Raw genomic sequence first — 19,305 nt, forward strand, 5'->3', positions numbered from 1 at the left:
ACTCGTTGATAGCTGCGACCAGCACTGTCGCCTCTTAGTACTCCAGCCGGACTTCTTCATTGACCAGGGCCAATGAAGAAGTCCGGCTGGAGTACTGCCCTGCGCGGTCTTGCTGCTGTGTTCGGCTCAGGAGATCTCCTGGTTTCGAGGCTGAGTTGCTCGTTTCTCCGAGTGTCTCGCTCGATGCGGTGGCGCGGGCAGCGCCTGTCCGTGGCTCCGTTGCCTCGGAGGGGGCCGCACCAGAAATGGGAAGCGGACCGCTGCTGCGCTGGCGTACGCCGAATCGGGTCAGCGGCTGGCGCGGATCATCACGGTGAGGACTGGCGAGGCCGGTGACGGTTGGCTCTGGCCGATGTCCTCGTAGCCCCATGTCCTGTAGAGCGCATGGACCTTTCCGTCGCCGGCGGCCCGGTTGACCATGAGAGTGATGAACGGCTCCTCTCGGGTGGTGAGGAAGGTGTCGTGGATGCGCCGGGCAGTGCCGGTCTTTCGCCAAGTTGGCCGGACGCCGATTTCCTTCAGGGATACGGCCGGACGCTCGGTGTACTTTGCCGCCGGCTCTGGGCTGGTGCGCTGCCAGTAGCGGTCGCCGTGCTCGATGGTGGTGCCGTAGGCGTAGCCGACCGGGTGTCCGTCTGCGTACGCGAGTACGGCTGCGAAGCCGGGCTCGGTGCCATGGCGGTCCAGTCGTTCGCCGAAGGCCGTGATCGCGTAGTTCGGCAGGTGGAGGAGTGGGGCGCGTACGTCGGCGTATACGTCGAGGAGATCGCCGCGAACCGTGTCGAGGGTGGTGAACGTGCGGAGTTCGATGGCGGGCGCAGTGGTCATGCGGGAGTCCTCCAGAGGGCGGCGTGCTCGTTCCAGGTCTGCACGGTGGAGCTGCCCGGGGCCGTGGCGCGCAGCGCGGCTCCGAACTCTTGCAGCATGCGTGCCACGCGGGCGTGACGGGTGGCGGCGTCGGTGGGGACCTTCATCGCGGTGGCCGTGGCGGCGTCGGGCGCGCCCTGTGCGAGCTGGGCGTGGGCGAGGCGGGTTGTGGCGATGGCCCGGGAACGGACCATGTGGGGTCGCAACGCGGACAAGCAGCGGTGGGCGTGGAACTCGGCGGTCGGGTGGTCACCGAGCGCCAAGTGCGCGGAGAGGGCCAGGGAGTCCAGTTCGGCCTGGTCGTAGAAGGCGCGCATCCACACCGGCCGGTAGTCGGCGGGGTCGGCACGCAGCATGGCTTCCTGCGCTTGGCCGAACGCACGGTGAGTGCCGGCGCGGTTCTGTGCGGTGCCGTGGATGGCCCCTTGTCGGGCAAGGCCGAGGGAGGCGAACAGGGGGTCGCGGCGGGTGAGGTGCAGGTTGCGGGCGACATCGTTGGCGGCGATCGCGTCGGCGGGTCGGCCCATGTGCCGGTACATGGTGCCCGCGTGACTCCAGATACGGAACTTGATCGCCTGGTCGCCTGACATCTCGGCTAGGGCCTGGGCCTCGCGCATGTGGGCCTTCGCGGCGTCGTAGCGGCGGCCGTCGATGGCGGCCCACATGGCCGAGGAGCGGAACGCGGCTGCGGAGGCATACAGGCTGCTGCGTACGCGCTGGGAGGCGCTGCCCGCGTGCTGGAGGTTCAGTGCTTCCTCGGCGAGCGCGGTGGCCTGCTGCTCGATGCCGAGTTGTCCGCCGTGGCGGTGGTCGCTGGCGACGATCTCGGCGAAGCGCTGCTGAAGACGGTCGACATCGCCCATGCCGATGCGGCGGGTTGCGGTGCCAGGGGCGGCTGCCGCCGCCGCGGCAGCCGCGGCAAGGCCACCGACGAGGGTGCGGCGCTTCATGTCGGGGTCCTCCTGCTGCGGTGCGGCTGGGGTGGACGGAGGGCGTCTCCGTGGCACGAACCCTAAAGCCGTGGCGGGCAGGCCGGTGACGTCCTCAAGTGCCCTGCGGGTTGCCGACTTCGGCCACGTCACCCGGCCTGCCTTCCAGGCTCGGATCGATGACCCGTCGAGCCCGCCGGCCCGCCCGGTCAGGTGCTCCAAGGCTCTGTTCACCGCGTCAGCAAGGCTGTTGGAGCTGTAGCCGTGTTCGGCCATCCACACCGCAAGAGTGGTGTTGCGCGTGATGTCCATTGACGCACGGTAGCTCTCACGTCACTCATTCGCCAGGCAAGGAGAAGGTCAAATCGCCCTAGGTCATCCCGTGGGCCGGGCTCGTGATTGCCCTAACCGGTCTGTGGCGAGGCGGAGTTATCTGGTTGTTGGTCGGCCGTCACGTGAGTGCGGGCGGCTGTTGACGGCTCGGTCGGCCCTGGCGTTTTCCTGCGGCGGACCGAGCGCCGAGACAACGCGAAGGCTCTACCCCAATGACGAGTCTCAGTAGGTCTGTTCTGGCCGCTTCCGTCGGCCGTCCCGCTTATAGCCAGAGTTTTCCGTGCGAGCCGTCGACGGCCGAGATCGGCCGCCGGTTTGTTCGGGAAGTCCTCGGCGTATGGCACCTCGACAACCTCGCTGACCGTGCTGCGTTGGTTGTCACCGAGCTGATTGCGAACGCCGTCAGGCACACGCCGTGTCATGAGGTCCGCCTGATAGTCGGACGGCCGACCGGGACCCGGGTGCGTATCGGGGTCGTGGACCGGGCGCCGTGGTGCCTGCCGACTCTCGGCCAGGCGGATGACGAGGACGAGTCGGGTCGCGGACTGTTCCTCATTGATGCCGTCGCCGACGGTTGGGGTTACGACTTGCACGGCTCGGCCGGGCATCCGTGGGCCAAAGAGGTCTGGGCCGAACTCCGCTTCAAGGGCGACGAGTGAATACCACCGCTCCGCAGCGCACCCGCCACTTCTGGACGTCGTCCGCCCGTCCCCCCGAGGGCCTGACGCTTGGGGAGGCGCGCCACCGGGGTCTGTCATTCCGGTCCCGGGGCTGCGCATCGCTCAACTGTCGGGCGGCCGAGCGACCGTCCTTGCTATCGAGAACGGGGGGAGTCTTCCGTGGGGCGGCAATGGATCACTGGTGACTGCTGGCTTGGGTGCGGGCGCTCGGACGTGCGAGTGATCTGGCTCGGCCCTGTGCAGTGGGACGGGCAGCACGCCCCGTTCTTCGCGTGCGAGCCGTGCCTCAACCGTCTCAGGGCTCAAGCCCTCGCCTACTTCATGGAACGACGACCGGCGTCCGCCTGATCGGACTTTCGGCACACGACTTCCCGGCGTACGGCGACGGCGCCTGCGGATTGCCTCTGCGGGACACGTCAGCTCGTGCCGGGGGGCCGGGAGCCCCCGAGGAGCCAGCTACTGGCAGATGCTCCGAGTGAGGCGCCTGGAGACACCACAACACAGCAAGAGACCACCACATATGAGGAGTTGACAGGAATGACACACGGCACCGCAGTTCTCAGTGACACCCAGGCACGTCCGCAGAGCCTGGGTACGTCAGACGGCTTCGACCTGGACGTCTCTCTCGTCGAGATCGCCGACCCGGCAGGTTTGGTCAACCTGACCGACGACGGTTGCGGCTCCACCTGTGGAGCCTGCACCACCAACGTGGCCTGACCCGGACCTCTGGTCACTCCCGGCTGGTGCCGCCGCGCTGCAGCTCGGCGGCACCAGCCGTCCGTCCCTCGTCCTACGGAGGTCACTGGTGGGTACACCGCCTGAAGCGTTCCGAACCGGCACAACCGCTCTCCTGCGCGCCGTTGCTCAGCCGGAGCTGTTAGTTCCCCCGATTCCTGACCTCGATGACCGCTCGACCAGCAGCTCGGGTGTATTCGTGGAGTGGCTGCGCGCGGTCTGGGCGAACGAGGACATCGCCGAGGCACTGCAACACTCCAGCCCGGCCCTTGCCGCGCAGGTACGGACCTCGTGCATGACCGAGAATCCCTCAGCGCGGGACACGCGGCGAGCGGCACTGTCTGTCGCCCGTTACCTGCTTCGGTCCCAGCACCGGGCGACGCCCTTCGGACTCTTCGCAGGCGTGGCCACCGCAGCGTTCGGCCCGCAGGTCCGTTCAGCCTGGGGCACACGCCACGTGGCCGTCGGCCGCGCGGGGGCGGAGTGGTTGGCTGCCGTGGTCGAGCGGTTGGAGTCGTGCCCGGACCTGCTCGACCGGTTGCCTGTCGTGGCGAACAACACGGCGACGAGCAGGGGAGATCGGCTCATTGTGCCGTTCCAGCCCGATGTCCAGCACGATCGGACCCGTACGGTCGAAGCATCCCTGGCCCTGACGGAACCGGTGCGTGCCGTCCTCGCCGCGACGCGGGCTCCGATTCGTGTCGGTGCGCTCGTGGACAAGTTGCGGGCGGAGTTCCCCGAGGCTGGTCCGGGGAAGACGGGGCGTCTGCTCGGGGAGTTGATCCGGCGGCGGGTGTTGATCACTAGTCTGCACGCACCAAGCACCGAGACTGACGGCCTCGGACATCTGCTCGGCCAGCTCGACGCGGTCGACGCGGGGAATCTCGCTTCGGCCGCGGCGACCGTATGCGAGTTGCGCGCAGTCCGGGCCGGCTTGGAGGAGTGCGACACGCGCCGCGTCAGGGACAGCGTCGCAGCTCGGATGCGAGCCCTGGTGCCCGGCTTGCGCCGGCATCCCGTCGCCCTCGATCTGCGTCTGGACGCCCGCATCGTTCTGCCGGACGAAGTGGCACGCGAGGTCAAGCGCGCTGCCCTTGTCCTGACCCGGTTGAGCCCCCGGCCGTACGGGACCCCCGCGTGGGGTGAGTACCACCAGCGGTTTTACGAGCGTTACGGCATCGGCACGATGGTGCCGCTCCAGGAGGTGGTCGCCGACAGCGGCGTCGGCTATCCGGACAGCTACCCGGGCACTCCGGCCGGCGGGCGTCGGCCGCGTCTATCCGCTCGGGACGACATTCTCGTACGGCTCGCCCAGACCGCCGCGCTCGACGGCCGCGACGAGGTGGTCCTCAGCGACGAGCTCGTTGCGGCGCTGGACGTCGGGCCAGACCAGCCCCGAGTACCACCGCACGTGGAGATGGGTGTGCGGGTGTACGCGGCCGACCCCGGGGAGTTGGAGCGCGGGCTGTTCCGGCTGGAGGTCGTGAGCGTGTCCCGTGGTGCCGGCGTATCCACGGGCCGCTTTCTCAGCATGCTGGACCCTGCGGACTCCGACGCCCTGGCCGCAGAACTGACCGATCTCCCAACCGCGGACAGTAATACCGTGCCCGCACAGCTTTCCTTCCCGCCGCTGCTCCCCGAGAGCGCCCACGTCGCCCGTACGCCGCAGGTCGTGCCCACCATGATCAGCCTCCAGGAGCACCGAGCCCCGGACGACGCCGTCCTCACCCCGGACGACCTGGCGGTGGGGTGCGACGGGCGCCGCATGTATCTCGCCGCCCCTGAACGAGGTCACCGCGTCGAGGCAGTTGGTATGAACGCGCTGAACCCGCGCACCCATACACCGCTGCTGGCGCGCTTCCTCGCCGAGCTTTCTCGCGCCCAGTACGCGCAGGTGACCATGTTCGACTGGGGCGCCGCATCGGCGATGCCGTTCCTTCCTCGCCTGCGGTACGGGCGTACGGCGCTGGCCCCGGCACGCTGGCGGCTGGAGGAGTCCGAGCTGCCCGGCCGCGCCAGCCCCCGGGCCGAGTGGGATGCCGCGCTGACCGACTGGCGGGCCCGGCGAAGGCTGCCGAGCCGAGTCCACCTCATTGAGGACGACCGGCGTCTCTTCCTCGACCTTGACGAGGCCGGCCACCGGGCGCTGTTGCGCCGACACCTCGACCGTACGCGCCCGGCTGTGCTCGTCGAGGCACCGGAACCGGAGTCGTACGGCTGGTGCGACGGCCGCGCCCACGAGGTCGTCGTGCCCCTCAAAGCGACCCGGCCGCCGACGTGGCCGTCCCTTCCCGCCCCCACCCAGGCTCGTACCCTTTCTCCGGACCAGATCCGGACCCCCGCCTTGTCCTCGGTGCTTCTGGCCGCTTTGTACGGAGACCCTCGCCGTCAAGACGCCCTCCTCGCAACGCACTTGCCCGGCCTCCTCGAACGGCTCGGCAACCCACCGTGGTGGTTCATCCGCTTCCGCGACCCCGGTCAGCACCTCCGCCTGCGCATTGCCCTCCCCGACCCGGGAGCCTTCGCCCAGACGGCCCGTACGGTGAGCGAGTGGGCGGACGAGCTGCGTCGCGTTGGCCTGCTGGCCGATCTGCGGTACCCCACCTCTTACCGCGAGATGGGCCGCTGGGGATCTGGCGCCGCGTGGGACGCGGCCGAAGAGGTGTTCCGGGCGGACTCGCGTGCCGTCCTGGCCCAGCTCGCGCAGCCGCAGCGCCCCGGCCAGCGCACCTTGGTCGTGGCGCATACCGTCGCCGTCGTTTCCGCGTTCCTCGGCAGTACCGAAGCCGCGATGCGGTGGCTGATCGACCACATCCCGCCGACTGCCCCCGTGCCCGTACCGCGCCCGCACTTCACCGAGGCCGTACGGCTCGCCGATCCCCGCGACAACTGGGCGGCGTTACGAGCTGTCCCGGGCGGAGACGCCGTTGTGTCGGGATGGGCAGACCGGGATACGGCCCTCGCCGCGTACCGGTCGCACCTGCCAGGCCCGGACACCCAAGGCATCGCCATCGACGACGTCCTGACCTCCCTGCTGCACGTGCACTTCGTACGACACGTCGCGGTGAACTTCCCGGAAGAAGAGGTGTGCCTCTACCTGGCACGCGCTGCCGCACTGGCCTGGACCGCCCGCGCCGCAGGGAGGGCAACGTGACCGCCCACCCTGCACTGGAGTTGGTCGACGCCATCGCCTCCCAACTAACCGACCCCGCAGTGGTGTTCCCGGAGCCCCGGGCAGCGTCCGCCTACCGGCAGCACCTCGCTTACGGCCCGCCCGGCATCGCACTCCTGCACATCGAGCGGGCTGCGAGCGGCCTTGGCCCCTGGCAGCCTGCCCACGACTGGCTCGCCGCCGCCTCCCGCCAGCCGTTCACCAGCGGCCCCGACAGTCACTCCTTCTACGGAGTACCCGCCTTCGCCCACGCCCTGTCCTGCGCCGCCGACCACTTGCCAGGTTCCTACCTGCGCGCTCTGAGCACGGTGGACCGACAGGTCGCGGCCGATGTCGGGCGCCGTCTCGATGCCGCACACCGCCGCATTGATGCCGGGCGTCCGCCGGTCCTCGCCGAGTTCGACACCATTCGGGGCCTCACCGGATACGGCGCCTACCTCCTGCGCCACGACCCCGCTGGCCCCATGACGAGCGCCGTCCTCGACTACTGCGTACGCCTCACCGCACCGATCACCCAGCGCGGCGAGCACCTCCCGGGCTGGTGGACGGAGACCGGGCCCTCGGGCAGCCCGGACGAACGGTTCCCCGGCGGAGACGCCAACATCGGTATGGCACACGGCGTCGGCGGCGTGCTCGCGCTCCTGGCCCTCGCCGCCCGGCAAGACACTGTTGTTGACGGACACCACACGGCACTGCGCACCATCCTGGCGTGGCTGGACCGCTGGCGCGAGGAGACGGGCAGCGGACCGACCTGGCCGTACTGGGTCACCCGCAGTGAGCTGCGTACCGGTCACCTCACCCCGTCTGCGCCCCGTCGGCCGTCCTGGTGTTACGGCACCACCGGCCTCGCCCGTGCCCAGCAACTCGCCGCGCTCGCCCTCGGCAACACCTGTCGCCAGATCGACGCCGAGAACGCACTGGTGGCCGCCCTCACCAATCCCGAACAACTGAAGGCCACGACGGACAACGGCCTGTGCCATGGCTTCGCCGGCCTTGCCCACGTCGCCGCCCGTGCGGCCGAGGACGCCCACCCGTCGACCGTGGACCAACTCCGGGCCGCCATTCCGGCCCTCCTGGCTGCGGTCCACCCGCCGGGCGCTGATCCCGAGTTCACCGCAAAGACGCTGATTCAGGACGACGAACGGGGCCCCGGTCTCCTCGACGGCGCCGCCGGTACAGCCCTGGCCTTCATCGCACCAAGTACCACCGCACCGCCGCAATCCGCCTGGGACACCTGCCTGCTCATCGCCTGATCCGCCGACCGAAGGACCCTCTTATGCCTCTCGACCACTGGCAGCAGCACAACATCACCTTCGCTGATCGCGAGAGCGCGAAGCGCGTCATTTCCGAGCGTCTCGGTCCGGCCCTTCTCGCGGCCGAACAGGATGGGCAGCTCAGCACCTGGTGGTTCATGAACAAGCAACCCTGGCCCCTGAGATACCTCGCTGACGGGCCCTCCCCGATCGTTGAGTCGCTGCTGAGCGATCTCGTCGGCGACGGTGCGGTCGTGTCGTGGCTGCCCTGTGTCTACGAGCCCGAAGTCGACGCCTTCGGGGGCCCGGCGGCCATGGACGCTGCCCACGAACTGTTCCACAGTGACTCCCGCCACCTGCTCACCTACAAGCCGAGCCCGGAGCACCTGGGACGTCGGGAGACCGCCGTCTTGCTGGTGAGCGCCATGATGCGCGGTGCGGGACTCGACTGGTACGAGCAGGGAGACGTATGGGCGAAGGTGGCCGCCCTCCGACCGGCCACCAACCCTCTACGATCCGAACGAGCCGCCGAACTGGCCCAGGCACTGCGGAAGCTGATGACCGCCGACGCGCATGACCTTTGCCGCCCGAAGGGCTCCTTGTATGCACACGACGCGTGGGTGGACGCCTTCGAAGGGGCGGGAGCCGCGCTCGCTGACCTCGCCCACCGCGGCGCCCTCACCCGTGGCCTTCGAGCCGTTCTCGCTCACCACGTCATCTTCCACGCCAACCGGGCGGGTCTCCTCCTAGACGACCAGAGTGCCCTGTTCACCATTGCCAGAAAGGTAGTCATGGAAACGAGTGACAACACCGCGTCGCCCGACCGGCCCACGGCCCGGATCGATAGCGTCGCCGCGGTGAACAACGACTCGATCGCCGCCCCCACGACGGAAGCCGAGCGGCTCCGTAACGCCCTGGTCGACCAGCTTCGTGCGGACGGGCACGTACGCACGATCACCGTCGAAACCGCGTTGCGGACCGTGCCACGCCACGTGTTCGTGCCCGACGCGCCGCTCGAAGACGCCTACGCCGACGCGCCGGTGCACATCAAGTACGACACCGACGGCACATCGATCTCCTGCGCCTCCCAGCCGGGAGTTGTCGCCCTCATGCTCGAACAACTCGACACGCAGCCCGGTGAGCGCATTCTCGAACTCGGCGCCGGCACCGGCTACAACGCCGCACTGCTCGCCCATCTGGTCGGCGACAGCGGACACGTCACCACCCTCGACGTCGACGACGACTTGGTGGAAGGTGCCCGCGAGCACCTGGCCGCCGCGGGAATCACCAACGTCGAAGCCGTCACCAGAGACGGAGCCCTCGGCTACGCCGAAGGAGCGCCGTACGACCGGATCATCGCCACGGTCGGCGCGCACGGCGTGCCGCACGCCTGGTTGCGGCAGCTCGTGCCCGGCGGCCGGCTCCTCGTCCCCCAGCGCCTCAAAGGCAGTGTCTCCCGCTCCATCGCCTATGAGGAGCGCGACGGTCGATGGGTATCCCGCGGCAGTGAGATGAACACCTTCATGCCGCTCCGGCGAGGCATCGCCGACGACGACCGTCGAGTCATCCCGCTCAGCGCGGACGGCACCGTACGGCTCCAGGCCCCCGCCGGACAGGAGATCGACACTGATGCCCTCGCGGGAGTCCTCGATCAGCCGCGCACCGAGGAGTGGACCGGCGTGACCGTCCGCGCCATGGAGTCGCCGGAGTGGATGGAACTGTTCGTCACCTGCTCCCTCCGATCCGGTCTGATCCGGATGCTGTTCCCCCAGAGTGCCAAGGGCGGTCTACTCACAGAGGATCCCTACCCCTCGTCGACCGCGACCGTCGACAAGGGCGCCGTCGCATACCTGGCACGGCGCTTGTCCGAGCGGAAGACCCACGAGGGCGGCAAGCTCTGGGAGTTCGGCGTAGTCGGGCATGGCCCCGGCAACGACAAGCTGACCGCAAAAGTGGCCGACGCCATCCGCACCTGGGACCGCGAGTACCGCGACCGTGAAGTCACGTTCGAGATTCAGGCTCTTGACGCCCCCGCCGTCGAGCAGCGTGCAGGCCGTTTCGCTCTAGATACCCCGCTGAACCGCATCGTGGTCGCCTGGTAGTGACGCTCCACCCGCAACCGTGACGGGACCCGCCTCCGTACCCCGGCGGGCTCCGTCACCTCAGCCGTTCTCACTCACACCCGGGGGACACCTATGGACCCGTACGGACCCACAGCCCAACGCTTCCCGCTCGTCGCCCGATTCCGGCCGGCCTGCCTGCCCTTACCCAGGCGCGTGAGCGCGCTCGTCGAAATTGCCGACATCGCAGCGAAGAAGACCGACCAGGGACTTGCCTCGGCCGTCTACAACCAGGCCGCACTCATCGCTTCCGATGTCGGGCTGCCCGACCTCGCGCGCGAGATGTGCCACCAGCACGCCGCCGCCTACCTCCATGCCTGCCCACTGCCCGGCATGAGCGCCATCCGAGGGCTGGAGCCCGTCGTCAACCTGGCCCGCCTCCAGATCCGCGCCGGCCGGGCAGACGAGGGCCGCAGGCGACTGCTCGACCTGTATGAGGCGGTCGGGGCGGGTTCAACGGCTTGGTTCGAGGGAGTCGAGGTACCGGCGGACCTCACCGCGACGGACGAGGACCGCGAAGAGGTCCGCGCGTGGCTGTGGCGCGTACTCCTCGCCGACGGGACACGCACTCTCACCACCGCGGGCCGATGGGCCGAGGCCCTGACACACCTCGAAGCTCACAACGGCGTAGGCAAGCGGATGCTCGACGGGCGTCAAGTCGCCGTGCTGGCCGCTCTTGTCACAGGCGACACGGATCAAGCTGGCGTCCTCCTTGCCGAGACGACATCTGGCGACCCTTGGGAACAAGCGGTCACGGCATGCCTGACGGTCTTGTGCCGCCGGGACACCGGGCAGCCGATCGAAGGGCACTTGGCGTGCCTTGTGGCTACCTACTCCGAGTGGAAGCCTGAACCCGGAATGACCGTCTTCGACATCCGCCTCGGACTTACCGTCCTTGACGCGATCGGTTCCGCCGAGGGGCCCGCAGCACGGCGCATCGTCGACGACTTGCACCGCCGGGCCACGGACGCCGAAGACGGCTACGCGGCCCGCGAGAACGTGGCGAACCCTCTGTTCACCGCGCTTGCCACGGACCGGCAAGAGCAGGATTGCCGTGCTCTCGTGCGTGCTTGTGCTCTCGGGGCAGGGACCCTCCCCGATGGGCTGCGAGGACAACTGAAGGGTGCTCTGCACGCCAGCGGAAGCGTGATTCGGGAGAGTCTCGCACGCCGCTCCCGCTTTCGCTGACGTGCAACTTCTGCGGCGGGAGCCGGTGGAAGCACGAAACGGCAAGCAGTTAAAGGCTGTCGGCTTGATGCCGAGAGCCCGATCTGCCCGGATAGCGGCAGCCGGGGGAGGCGCCTGTGGTGCCGGGTGACGGCCCGTACGCCGAGGGTCGGCCCTGGCCAGGATGGCTGGGACCGGCGTCACGACGTACATCACCGGGACACGCCTGCTCGGGCCGGCGGCAGTTCGGCTGCCGCACGCAACGGCGACGTTTGACCGCTGCACGACTACGGACGGATGGTGCGGGAGAGCGCGAGAGGGCTGCAGCCCTCTCGCCAAGACGACCTGCGCGCTTGGACCGTGGCCCGCAGGTTTCGCGCGATTGCCGCGCTTTGCGGTGGACCGTATTTGAGATGCTGATGCGTTCCACTTCTTGTTCAGTCGAGTGACCGTTGGATAGGCTCCATCGATGCGGTGTGTGACGCTCGGGGAACATCCTGTGTTCAGTCACCGGCGCAGGGGGGTGAGTTGTGCCTGACTCGATAGCCGTGCCGACGGGTGTCCAGCCAATCAGCTTCGACGTGCACGTAGTCCGCGGGGGAGGCCCCGGCGGAGCCCGCGCGGATTTCGAAACGATGATCACTCAGCTTGCCGCCGCGACGACCCCAAATGTACGGTCCGTCGCTGCCAACCCGGGCGACTGGGGTATCGATGCTTTCGCCGGAAACCTCGGCGGAGCTATCGCAGTGTGGCAGTCCAAGTACTTCATGCCGGTCACCACCAAGAGGCACGTACAGCAGGTCGAAGAGTCGCTCGACAACGTGCTGAAGGCAGCCGTCAAGAACGGCCACACCATCGCCAGCTGGATTTTGTGCATCCCCTCCAGCATGGACGGCCCGATGACGGCATGGTGGGACACGTGGACGAAGGCGAGGGAGAAGGAACACAGCCTCGTCATCCAGCTCTGGGACGAGACCGCCCTCCGGAAGAAGCTGCTTAGCCCCGAGGGCGACGACGTGCGTCGCGGCTTCTACGAGACATACGCTCAGGCCGCCCCCGCCTCCGTGGAGCAGCTCCGGCTGGTACTCGAAGTCGAGGACGACAAGGCAGCCGCCTTCGGCTCCGCCTTGTTCATTCGGCAGATGGCCGAGGCCGGCCACGTGGAGCTGGATTCGGCCAAGAGGCAGTTCTTCAATGCCGATCTGGTGGCTCGCGAGATCGCGCACAAGGATGTTCCGGCGGAGGTGGCGGCGCTCAGTTCCGCCGATGCGACGCTCCACGGTCTTTGGGAGATGCAGTTCAACGAATGCGCGGCCGAGGACGCGCTTCGGGTTCTCCACACCCGTGTCTGGCGGGATGTACGCAACGAGCACGACAAACTGCCGAAGTCGCTCCGCCTGGAGCTGGTGCACAGCTGGGGGCTGGTCCACCGGCTCGTGGACAACCGCAAGGCGGGCTGGGTCAAACACTGGCGGCAGATCGCCGCCGAGCACTCCGACGGCTGACCGCCGTCGCCTGTCCTGTCAGACCTACGAGGAGTTCGCTGTGGAAGCACACCGACCGGTGATGATGCCGGAGGACGAGGTGACCTTCCGGCTGGCGCAGCTGCTGCTTCTTCTCGACGCTGTCGCCGGACAGGACGCGAAGGGGGCGAGCCTGGAGCGCATCGGCTACTACGACTTCCTGTCGGCGAATCCCTTCCTCGTCGTCGATTCCGACGGCCGGGAGGGCAATATGCTCAGGCTGGCCGGGTTCGATCCGCAGGTGCTCTCGTACGCGTCCTCCTCGCAGCGCTTCACCAGTCGACGCGAGCGCATCCAGCACGACCTCGGACTACTCGTGGCTTACGGGTGTTGCGAGGTCCACAACCGCAACGGCGCCTTCACCTATTCGATCAGCGACCGCGGTCGGGAACTCGGGGCTAGCTTCACCGCCACCTACGCCGCGTCGTTCACCACTGCGGCGTCCATCGTCGTGCGTCGACTCCGCAAGCTCACCGACAAGGCGCTGCGGGAACAGACCGCACGGTGGCTGCGGCCGGATGGAGAGGGCGGGCCCGGTGCCGCGCTTCTCAGCGTACTCGGACCGGGACCGCAGGCACCTGACATGCCCTGGGAAGGATGACCACCATGCAGCCTCTGCCTGGCATCCGGATCCGGCGCCTGCGCCTTGCTGGCGTCAGCCGGAACTATGACGTCGATTTCACGCAGGACCAGCGGGTGCGGGACCTGTCCGTGGTGGCCGGGGCATTCAGCTCGGGCAAGACCGCGGTGTTGGAGTTCATCGCCTACGGCCTCGGTGGGAAGCGCCATCCACGGCATCCTGAGGTGCTGCGGAAAGTCCGTTCCTGCCTTCTGGAAGTCGAGCTGTCCGGCGAACCGCACGTCATCGAGCGGCCCGTCGGGGAGCCGTCGAAGGTCGCCTACGTACGCCGGGGGACGCTGGACATCCCGCCGCTCTCCAAGCCCGAGAGCAGGACCATCGAGCCGGCGGGAGCGCCCGAGAGCCTTTCCGCTCTGCTGCTGGGGCACTGCAAGCTCGAAGGCGTCCAGCTGCGGGAGGCCCCCTCCAGCCGTGAGTCCCGGACCGACCCCTTGAGTATCCGCGACCTCATGAACCTCGCCTTCCTGCCCAACGAGCGCATCGCCTCCAAGAACTTCCTGTTCGAGAACGAGTACATGAAGAAGCACAAGCTGAAGCAGGTGGTCGACGTCGTCTTCGGCGTTCACGACGACCGCGCCGTCGAGCTTGGGCAACGCATCAAGGAACTGGGCACCCGACTAACCCAGGCACGCTCCGAACTCGCCGCAGCACGGGCGTTCGTCGACGAGCAGGACGTTCCCACGGTCGGCGCGCTGATCGCTCAGCAATACGAAGGCGAGCTGCGGGAGCTGACCGAGCAGCTGCGGGCCCTCGACGAGGCAGCGCAAGCCGGCACCACCTTCGCCGGGCGTCTGCGCCGCGAGCACCAGCAAGCTGCCCAGCGCGCCCGGCGAGCCGCTGGCGTGGTGCGTGACTGCGAGACGCAACTTACCCGGATGATGCCGCTGCGGGCGCAGTACGCGGACGACCTCGTCAAGCTCAATATGCTGGCGGAAGCGCAGCGCCTGTTCGACCCCCTCAGCGTCACCACCTGCCCCGCATGCCTGAATCGGCTGACCGCTCCCCCGTCGGTGGAGAACGGCTCGTGCAGTCTGTGCAGCCACGAGCTGCCCCACGGCGACGGGCACCTGACGCTCGGGAGGGCCACAGCCGAGCACTCGTCGGATGAAGGGCGGCTGAATGTCGCGGCCGAGGTCAGGGCCACCAAGGCTCGTTTGAAGGAGATCACTGCCTACGTTGAGGGCCTGGACAGCTCGCTCGCCACGTTGAAGCTTCAAGCAGAAGACGCCGCCATCGACGAAGAGCGTGCCGCTGCCGCGGTTGACGAAGCCACTTCGCCCACCGTCACCCCGTTCCTCGCCGCTCGCGACAACCTCCAGCGCCGGCGCGAGGAAGTTCTCCGTCATCTCCAGCACGCCGAGAACGCGACGAAGCTTCAGGCTGGCCTGGAGAAGCGCGCGGCGCTCGTGGAGCGGCAGGAGGCACAGATCGAACGCCTGCGGGAGGAACGCGACCGGCTGGGAGATGCAGCACAGGACCGCGACCTGGTCGTCGGCCGAATCAGCGGCCGGTACAGCGAACTCCTGCGGCAGTGGCGCTACCCGAAACTCAGCCAGCCGATCATCGACACGAACCTGGTTCCTCACGTACGCGGCGACTCCTACCGCGAGGCGTCATCCGGCGCCCGAACACTCCTGGCCCTGGCCTGGCAGCTGGCCGTCTTCGAGGTGGCCGTCGAAACATCGGCCGCTCACCCCGGCTTCCTCATGATCGACAGCCCGCAGAAGAACCTGGGCCACAGCGCCACCCGGGACGCGGTAATCGCAGACGCGATCGCCATTGACGACTTCTACCGCCACCTGACCAGCTGGCTGGCTGAACAGGGGGCCGGTGCCCAGGTGATCATCGTCGACAACAGTCCGCCCGTGCTCGTGGAAGAGAACGTCGTGGTCCGGTTCAGCCGCAACGAGGACCGGCCACCTTACGGGTTGATCGACGACGAGACCACTACAGACGAAGGCAGTCCCGAATAACCTCCTCACCCCGCCCAGGTCATTCGCCCGCCCGCCCCTGCGTCTGCCGCAGCGTTGGCGATCGGCCGCCAGCGGTCTCGGGGCGGGCCCGCGCGCCCTGGTGGTGTTGTGGTCGCTATGGCTGTGGATCGCCGGGTTTACCGGCGCTGATGGTCAGGAGCGGAGATCAGGCAACTGAGTCTTTTCAGCTGCCACTCGACGATCCCAGAACTTTCCTTTCGATACACGGTCTATTCCTTGCTGCGTTGATACTCCACGACGGTGACCGGTGCCGTTCCCGCCACGGATGAGAAAACGTGTTGGCTGGCTGCCGACGAGCTGCGAGGATGCGTGTGTTTCTCAGGTGGAGGACACTTGTTCGTTTTCTTGTGCGCGGGATGCGCCGCCGAGTTGACCACCCCGCTGTCCCAGGTCTCACTGCCAGTCCACGCGCGTCAGAAGTACGGGAATGGTGCCCAGCTGCCGGTGCTCATGGAGTCCGGGACGTTTGCTGTGGACCCGGACCCCTGGGGAGGGCCGTGGCGGATGTGGGGTGAGATCGATCCGGACGAGGCGGAGGCACACGGCATCTACGCGCCGGTCTACGCCCTGTCCGACAGCACCCCCGGGGCGAGCGTTATCGCGCCCGGTGATATCCGTGGAACCCGGCTGATTCCTGAGAAACGCGGCGGTGCCTGCTGCGGCCTCGACGGAGCCGACGGGCCCAACACGGCCTGCGATAGATGCGACCTCCCCGTGGCGACCAGGGTCGACGACTGCTCGCTTTGGCAGGCAGTGCGGCTCAGCCCGGACGCCGTGCACCGCGTCCCCGTTGACGGTATCCACGCTGCGCCCCTCTCCTGGTCGGAGCTGGCAGAGAGGGGCGAGAAGACGGCTCCGTTCGAGCCGATTGCCACGTGGGGAGGACGGTTGGGGTCGAACCACTACTGGTCGTGGAGCCCGCAGTGGGAGGCGGCCGCAGGCCAGGCGCTCGCCCACCTGCTGATTGCCTCCCAAGGACAACCGGTGAAGGTCCCGGGGGGTCTGACCGCGGACTTGTTCCAACGCGCTCTCGATGCCCTGCTGCCGGCAGGCCCCTCGAAGCGGCGCGCCGTCCTGGCCGGCCCCGGACAGGAATCCCCGGACACGGGCGTCGACATCCTCCTCGTACCGGTCCATCCCCAGACAGGTCAGACCTGGACGCCCGCCGGCCCGGCTGCGTCGGCATACCTGGTGCCCCTGCCGCTGGGGGTGTGGCTGTGGCTGATCTCCCCCCAGCCTTACTTGCCGGTTCCCGCGTCAGGCCGCATACCCCAAGACGTACTCCGCGACGATCCGCTCCCGCCGCGCCCCAACTACCTGTTCCGGGCCGACCTGGAAACGTTCCGGCACACCTTGGTCCGGCTGCCAGCCGTGCGCAGCCCGTGGCTGCGCACGATCCTCGAGAATCTCACGCGGGGCGCCTCGGCCGACCTCTTCTAGCCGTCTGGCAATCGAAAAGCGCCGGACGTCCGTGCCTCCGAAGTGGTCGAAATCTGTTGTCCCGATCTCCTGAACAAGCCACCCGGTTCCTGACGACGCTCTGATGGCGCGGTCTCGGGTCGTTTGCGCGGGCCCGTGATCAGCGCCGTCGTGCGGACGGCGCCTGCGGCGACGGGGAGGTCACTGTCGGACGGACCGGTTCTGCCGGGCGTGGCGTGCGTTGGGTGGTGCTGCGGGCGTTGGCTGCCTGAGCCCGGGGGCTCGGAGCGGGACGCACGCCGAGTCGGCGGACACGCCAGGTCAGTGCGCGTGCCGGGCTGTGCGCATCACCCAGGGGGCGTTGACCGAGTGCTTGGTTGAGGATGGTGCCTGCGTTGTGTCCCGCAGACTCCGCTTCGGCGAGAACCGTGGCGAGCGCCTCCCAGCCGGGGTCGTTGAGAATGCGGTCGGCGTGCTCCGGCATCGCCTCTTGGAGATGCTGGGCGAGGCGGCGCTGGGTCGGAACGGCGGGGGCCTGGCGTGCGAGGCCCGCCAGTACGGGTTCGGCGACTTGTTCGTATGCGATCCGCAGGTGGACCAAGGTCTCCTCGGCGGCCGTCTCTTGTTGAGCGTTCTGGCGGATGCGGTGCCAGTGCATCGCGAAGGCTACTGCGGTGAGCACGGTGTCCAGGAGCATTGCGAAACCTGTCCCATCGCGGTCCTGGGGGCGCTCACGCCAGATGGCCTGGACACTGCGGCGCAGGATGCGGGCGCTGTTGAGGTCAGCGATGACGCGGGAGCGGGTCGCGCGCTCGAAGATGGCTGCGGCCTGTTCAAGGTCACCCCTCGCCCCGGCCGGTGCCATGAGCGGCAGCAGGTCCAGCGTCGCGCCGAGTGCTACAAGTTGGCCTTGGGCCGCGTGCTCCTCGCCACGGGTGAGGTGGTGCGGGATTCGTTCGGTGGCCGCAGTGGCCTGGTGCCACGGATTGCCCGGCCGGACGGCGATCGGTTCGGAGTCGGTGGTGGTGAGACGCTGACGGATCTTGGGCAGGGAGAGGTCGGAGGCCAGAGTGGAGCCCGCGAACCACACTGGCTCCCCTTGCTCGTTCACACTGCCGGGCAGGCTGAAGTTGCAGCCGAGCGCGTCGCCGGAGGGACCGAGCTTGAGGCGTACGTCCACGCCGGTCGCATCCAGCAGCGAGAAGAACTCAGCCTCGTCGGCCGCCGCCGCGACCGCGCGGCGCACCCGCGTACGCAGTACCTCGCGGGCCGGGGCATCCTGACCCAGGCGCTTGGCCTTGAAGTGCTCCTTGCTGGTGGGGCGTTTGGCACCGGTGCCGTCGCCGGCCTTCAACCGCCGCAGCCCGTAGTCGACTTCGATCCGGCGGGCTTCCTTCTGCACAGCGCGGATGTCATGACCGCGTTTGGGACGGCGTCCGTCCTGGCGCACGAGGGTTGCAGCGATGTGGATGTGGTCGTCCGCGTGGCGGACCGCCACCCAGCGGCAAGCTTCCTCATCCCCTTCGGGGGAGATGCCGGCAGCGGCCACAATCCGACGGGCGATGTCCGCCCACTGGGCGTCGGTGAGGATCGGGTCCTCGGACGCGGCGCGGACGGGGCAGTGCCAGAAGGCCGTCTCCGGGGCGAGGTCGCCGAGCATCTGCACCGGCTGGTCGAGTTGCGCGGCGAGTTGCTTCTCCACCTCCTTGGGATCGCGATGTGTACTGCGGCCGGGATCGGGGGCGAAGCCGTTCCAGGAGGCCACCAGGTGTGGATCGACGTGCTCGTTGGTCCGGCCCTTGCCGTAGAGGTACCTGATCAGGCTGCGCGTGGTACCCCGTCCGAGGATGATCTTAGGTATCACCGGATCACCGCCCTGTCGTGACCTGGTCGACGGCGGCATCCAGGTCGGCGATGGATGTCTCGACGCGGTCCAGGAGCCGTTGGACGGTGTCGTGGTGGGGCCAGGCTCCGTCCTGGTTGAGGTGACGGGCTAGCTGGTTGAGGTTGTTGCCGACCTTGCCGAGCTGTCCGTTGGCGGCCATCAGCGCCTTCACCAGAGCGCGGTAGTCGGCGACGGCCGAGGCGGGATTGTCAGCGCGAGCGGCGGCGAGCGAGCTCTCGGCGACGTAGCCGCCCGGTGCCATGGTGCTCAGGGCGGCGGCATTTTTGACGAGGTCGAACTCATGCTCGTTGTAGCGGGGGTGGATGCGGCGCTCGCGAAGTTGCTTGTCACGCAGTCGACGACGCGGCGCGGACTGCTGCGTCACGCTCGACGACGGTCCGATGGTCCCTTCTGCGGTCGGCTCCCCAGGGCCGACCGACTCCGGTGCCCCCTCGGCGCCGGATGCCTCCGCCCCCCGGGCGGAGGCGGGGTAAGAAGCCGTATCTCAACCGAACATGATCGCTTGATTTTCGCTGGTCAGGCATGGTCTAGCTCGGAATGAGGGAGGCATGCGGCGTCTTGTTTCGG

General features: G+C 68.4%; 14 protein-coding genes. 10 read left to right on the top strand and 4 right to left on the bottom strand.

The genetic code is table 11. The features are described from left to right. Positions 1-288: 288 nt before the first annotated feature. Both ABZ707_RS13305 and ABZ707_RS13310 read right to left on the bottom strand, forming a co-directional pair. Positions 289-828: a GNAT family N-acetyltransferase gene (locus ABZ707_RS13305; protein ID WP_360172496.1), complete on the bottom strand. Its 540-nt coding sequence runs from the start codon at positions 826-828 to the stop codon at positions 289-291. After that, a complete protein-coding gene (locus ABZ707_RS13310; protein WP_360172499.1) occupies positions 825-2,108 on the bottom strand; it encodes an XRE family transcriptional regulator in 1,284 nt (427 codons plus the stop codon). Before ABZ707_RS13310 ends, ABZ707_RS13305 begins: the two co-directional genes overlap by 4 nt. Positions 2,109-2,341: 233 nt before the next feature. Between ABZ707_RS13310 and ABZ707_RS13315 the strand changes: the two genes are divergently transcribed. The 10 genes from ABZ707_RS13315 (at position 2,342) to ABZ707_RS13360 (ending at position 16,853) form a co-directional block, all read left to right on the top strand. Beyond that, entirely contained in the window at positions 2,342-2,788 is a 447-nt protein-coding gene (locus ABZ707_RS13315) for an ATP-binding protein (RefSeq protein WP_360172502.1), read from the top strand. Between the two features lie 558 nt (positions 2,789-3,346). After that, complete coding sequence (locus ABZ707_RS13320; RefSeq protein WP_360172505.1) at positions 3,347-3,526, top strand: FxLD family lanthipeptide; 180 nt, start codon at positions 3,347-3,349, stop codon at positions 3,524-3,526. Positions 3,527-3,743: 217 nt separating this feature from the next. Then, positions 3,744-6,698 (top strand): lantibiotic dehydratase, encoded by a 2,955-nt coding sequence (locus tag ABZ707_RS13325; RefSeq protein ID WP_360172508.1) that lies wholly within the window; start codon positions 3,744-3,746, stop codon positions 6,696-6,698. Further along, entirely contained in the window at positions 6,695-7,969 is a 1,275-nt protein-coding gene (locus ABZ707_RS13330) for a lanthionine synthetase C family protein (RefSeq protein ID WP_360172511.1), read from the top strand. The genes ABZ707_RS13325 and ABZ707_RS13330 overlap by 4 nt, the downstream gene beginning before the upstream one ends. A 23-nt stretch (positions 7,970-7,992) precedes the next feature. Next, positions 7,993-10,071 (top strand): methyltransferase, FxLD system, encoded by a 2,079-nt coding sequence (gene fxlM, locus ABZ707_RS13335; RefSeq protein WP_360172514.1) that lies wholly within the window; start codon positions 7,993-7,995, stop codon positions 10,069-10,071. Positions 10,072-10,164: 93 nt separating this feature from the next. Continuing rightward, on the top strand, positions 10,165-11,277 hold the full coding sequence (locus ABZ707_RS13340; RefSeq protein WP_360172517.1) for a hypothetical protein: 1,113 nt from the start codon (positions 10,165-10,167) through the stop codon (positions 11,275-11,277). Positions 11,278-11,786: 509 nt separating this feature from the next. Beyond that, the gene (locus ABZ707_RS13345; RefSeq protein WP_360172520.1) at positions 11,787-12,761 is read left to right on the top strand and encodes a serine/threonine protein kinase; all 975 of its coding nucleotides are present in this window, start codon (positions 11,787-11,789) and stop codon (positions 12,759-12,761) included. Between the two features lie 40 nt (positions 12,762-12,801). Continuing rightward, on the top strand, positions 12,802-13,380 hold the full coding sequence (locus ABZ707_RS13350) for an ABC-three component system middle component 2 (RefSeq protein WP_360172523.1): 579 nt from the start codon (positions 12,802-12,804) through the stop codon (positions 13,378-13,380). Beyond that, positions 13,377-15,392 (top strand): DNA recombination protein RecN, encoded by a 2,016-nt coding sequence (locus ABZ707_RS13355; RefSeq protein ID WP_360172526.1) that lies wholly within the window; start codon positions 13,377-13,379, stop codon positions 15,390-15,392. Before ABZ707_RS13350 ends, ABZ707_RS13355 begins: the two co-directional genes overlap by 4 nt. Positions 15,393-15,746: 354 nt before the next feature. Further along, positions 15,747-16,853, top strand: a complete 1,107-nt coding sequence (locus ABZ707_RS13360) for a hypothetical protein (RefSeq protein ID WP_360172529.1) — start codon at positions 15,747-15,749, stop codon at positions 16,851-16,853. A 139-nt stretch (positions 16,854-16,992) separates the two neighbouring features. Here ABZ707_RS13360 and ABZ707_RS13365 read toward each other — a convergent pair whose 3' ends face one another. Together ABZ707_RS13365 and mobC are read right to left on the bottom strand one after the other, a co-directional pair. Beyond that, positions 16,993-18,696: a mobilization protein gene (locus ABZ707_RS13365; protein WP_360172532.1), complete on the bottom strand. Its 1,704-nt coding sequence runs from the start codon at positions 18,694-18,696 to the stop codon at positions 16,993-16,995. 4 nt (positions 18,697-18,700) lie between these two features. Then, the gene (mobC, locus tag ABZ707_RS13370) at positions 18,701-19,102 is read right to left on the bottom strand and encodes a plasmid mobilization relaxosome protein MobC (RefSeq protein WP_360172535.1); all 402 of its coding nucleotides are present in this window, start codon (positions 19,100-19,102) and stop codon (positions 18,701-18,703) included. Positions 19,103-19,305: the final 203 nt, after the last annotated feature.

It is taken from the genome of Streptomyces sp. NPDC006923 (assembly GCF_040635655.1).
Lineage (GTDB): Bacteria > Actinomycetota > Actinomycetes > Streptomycetales > Streptomycetaceae > Streptomyces.

Bases quoted from the DNA above. Each gene is read 5' to 3' on its own strand.
- ABZ707_RS13305 (WP_360172496.1), bottom strand. From the start codon at position 828: ATGACCACTGCGCCCGCCATCGAACTCCGCACGTTCACCACCCTCGAC.
- ABZ707_RS13310 (WP_360172499.1), bottom strand. From the start codon at position 2,108: ATGGACATCACGCGCAACACCACTCTTGCGGTGTGGATGGCCGAACAC.
- ABZ707_RS13315 (WP_360172502.1), top strand. From the start codon at position 2,342: ATGACGAGTCTCAGTAGGTCTGTTCTGGCCGCTTCCGTCGGCCGTCCC.
- ABZ707_RS13320 (WP_360172505.1), top strand. From the start codon at position 3,347: ATGACACACGGCACCGCAGTTCTCAGTGACACCCAGGCACGTCCGCAG.
- fxlM (WP_360172514.1), top strand. From the start codon at position 7,993: ATGCCTCTCGACCACTGGCAGCAGCACAACATCACCTTCGCTGATCGC.
- ABZ707_RS13340 (WP_360172517.1), top strand. From the start codon at position 10,165: ATGGACCCGTACGGACCCACAGCCCAACGCTTCCCGCTCGTCGCCCGA.
- ABZ707_RS13355 (WP_360172526.1), top strand. From the start codon at position 13,377: ATGACCACCATGCAGCCTCTGCCTGGCATCCGGATCCGGCGCCTGCGC.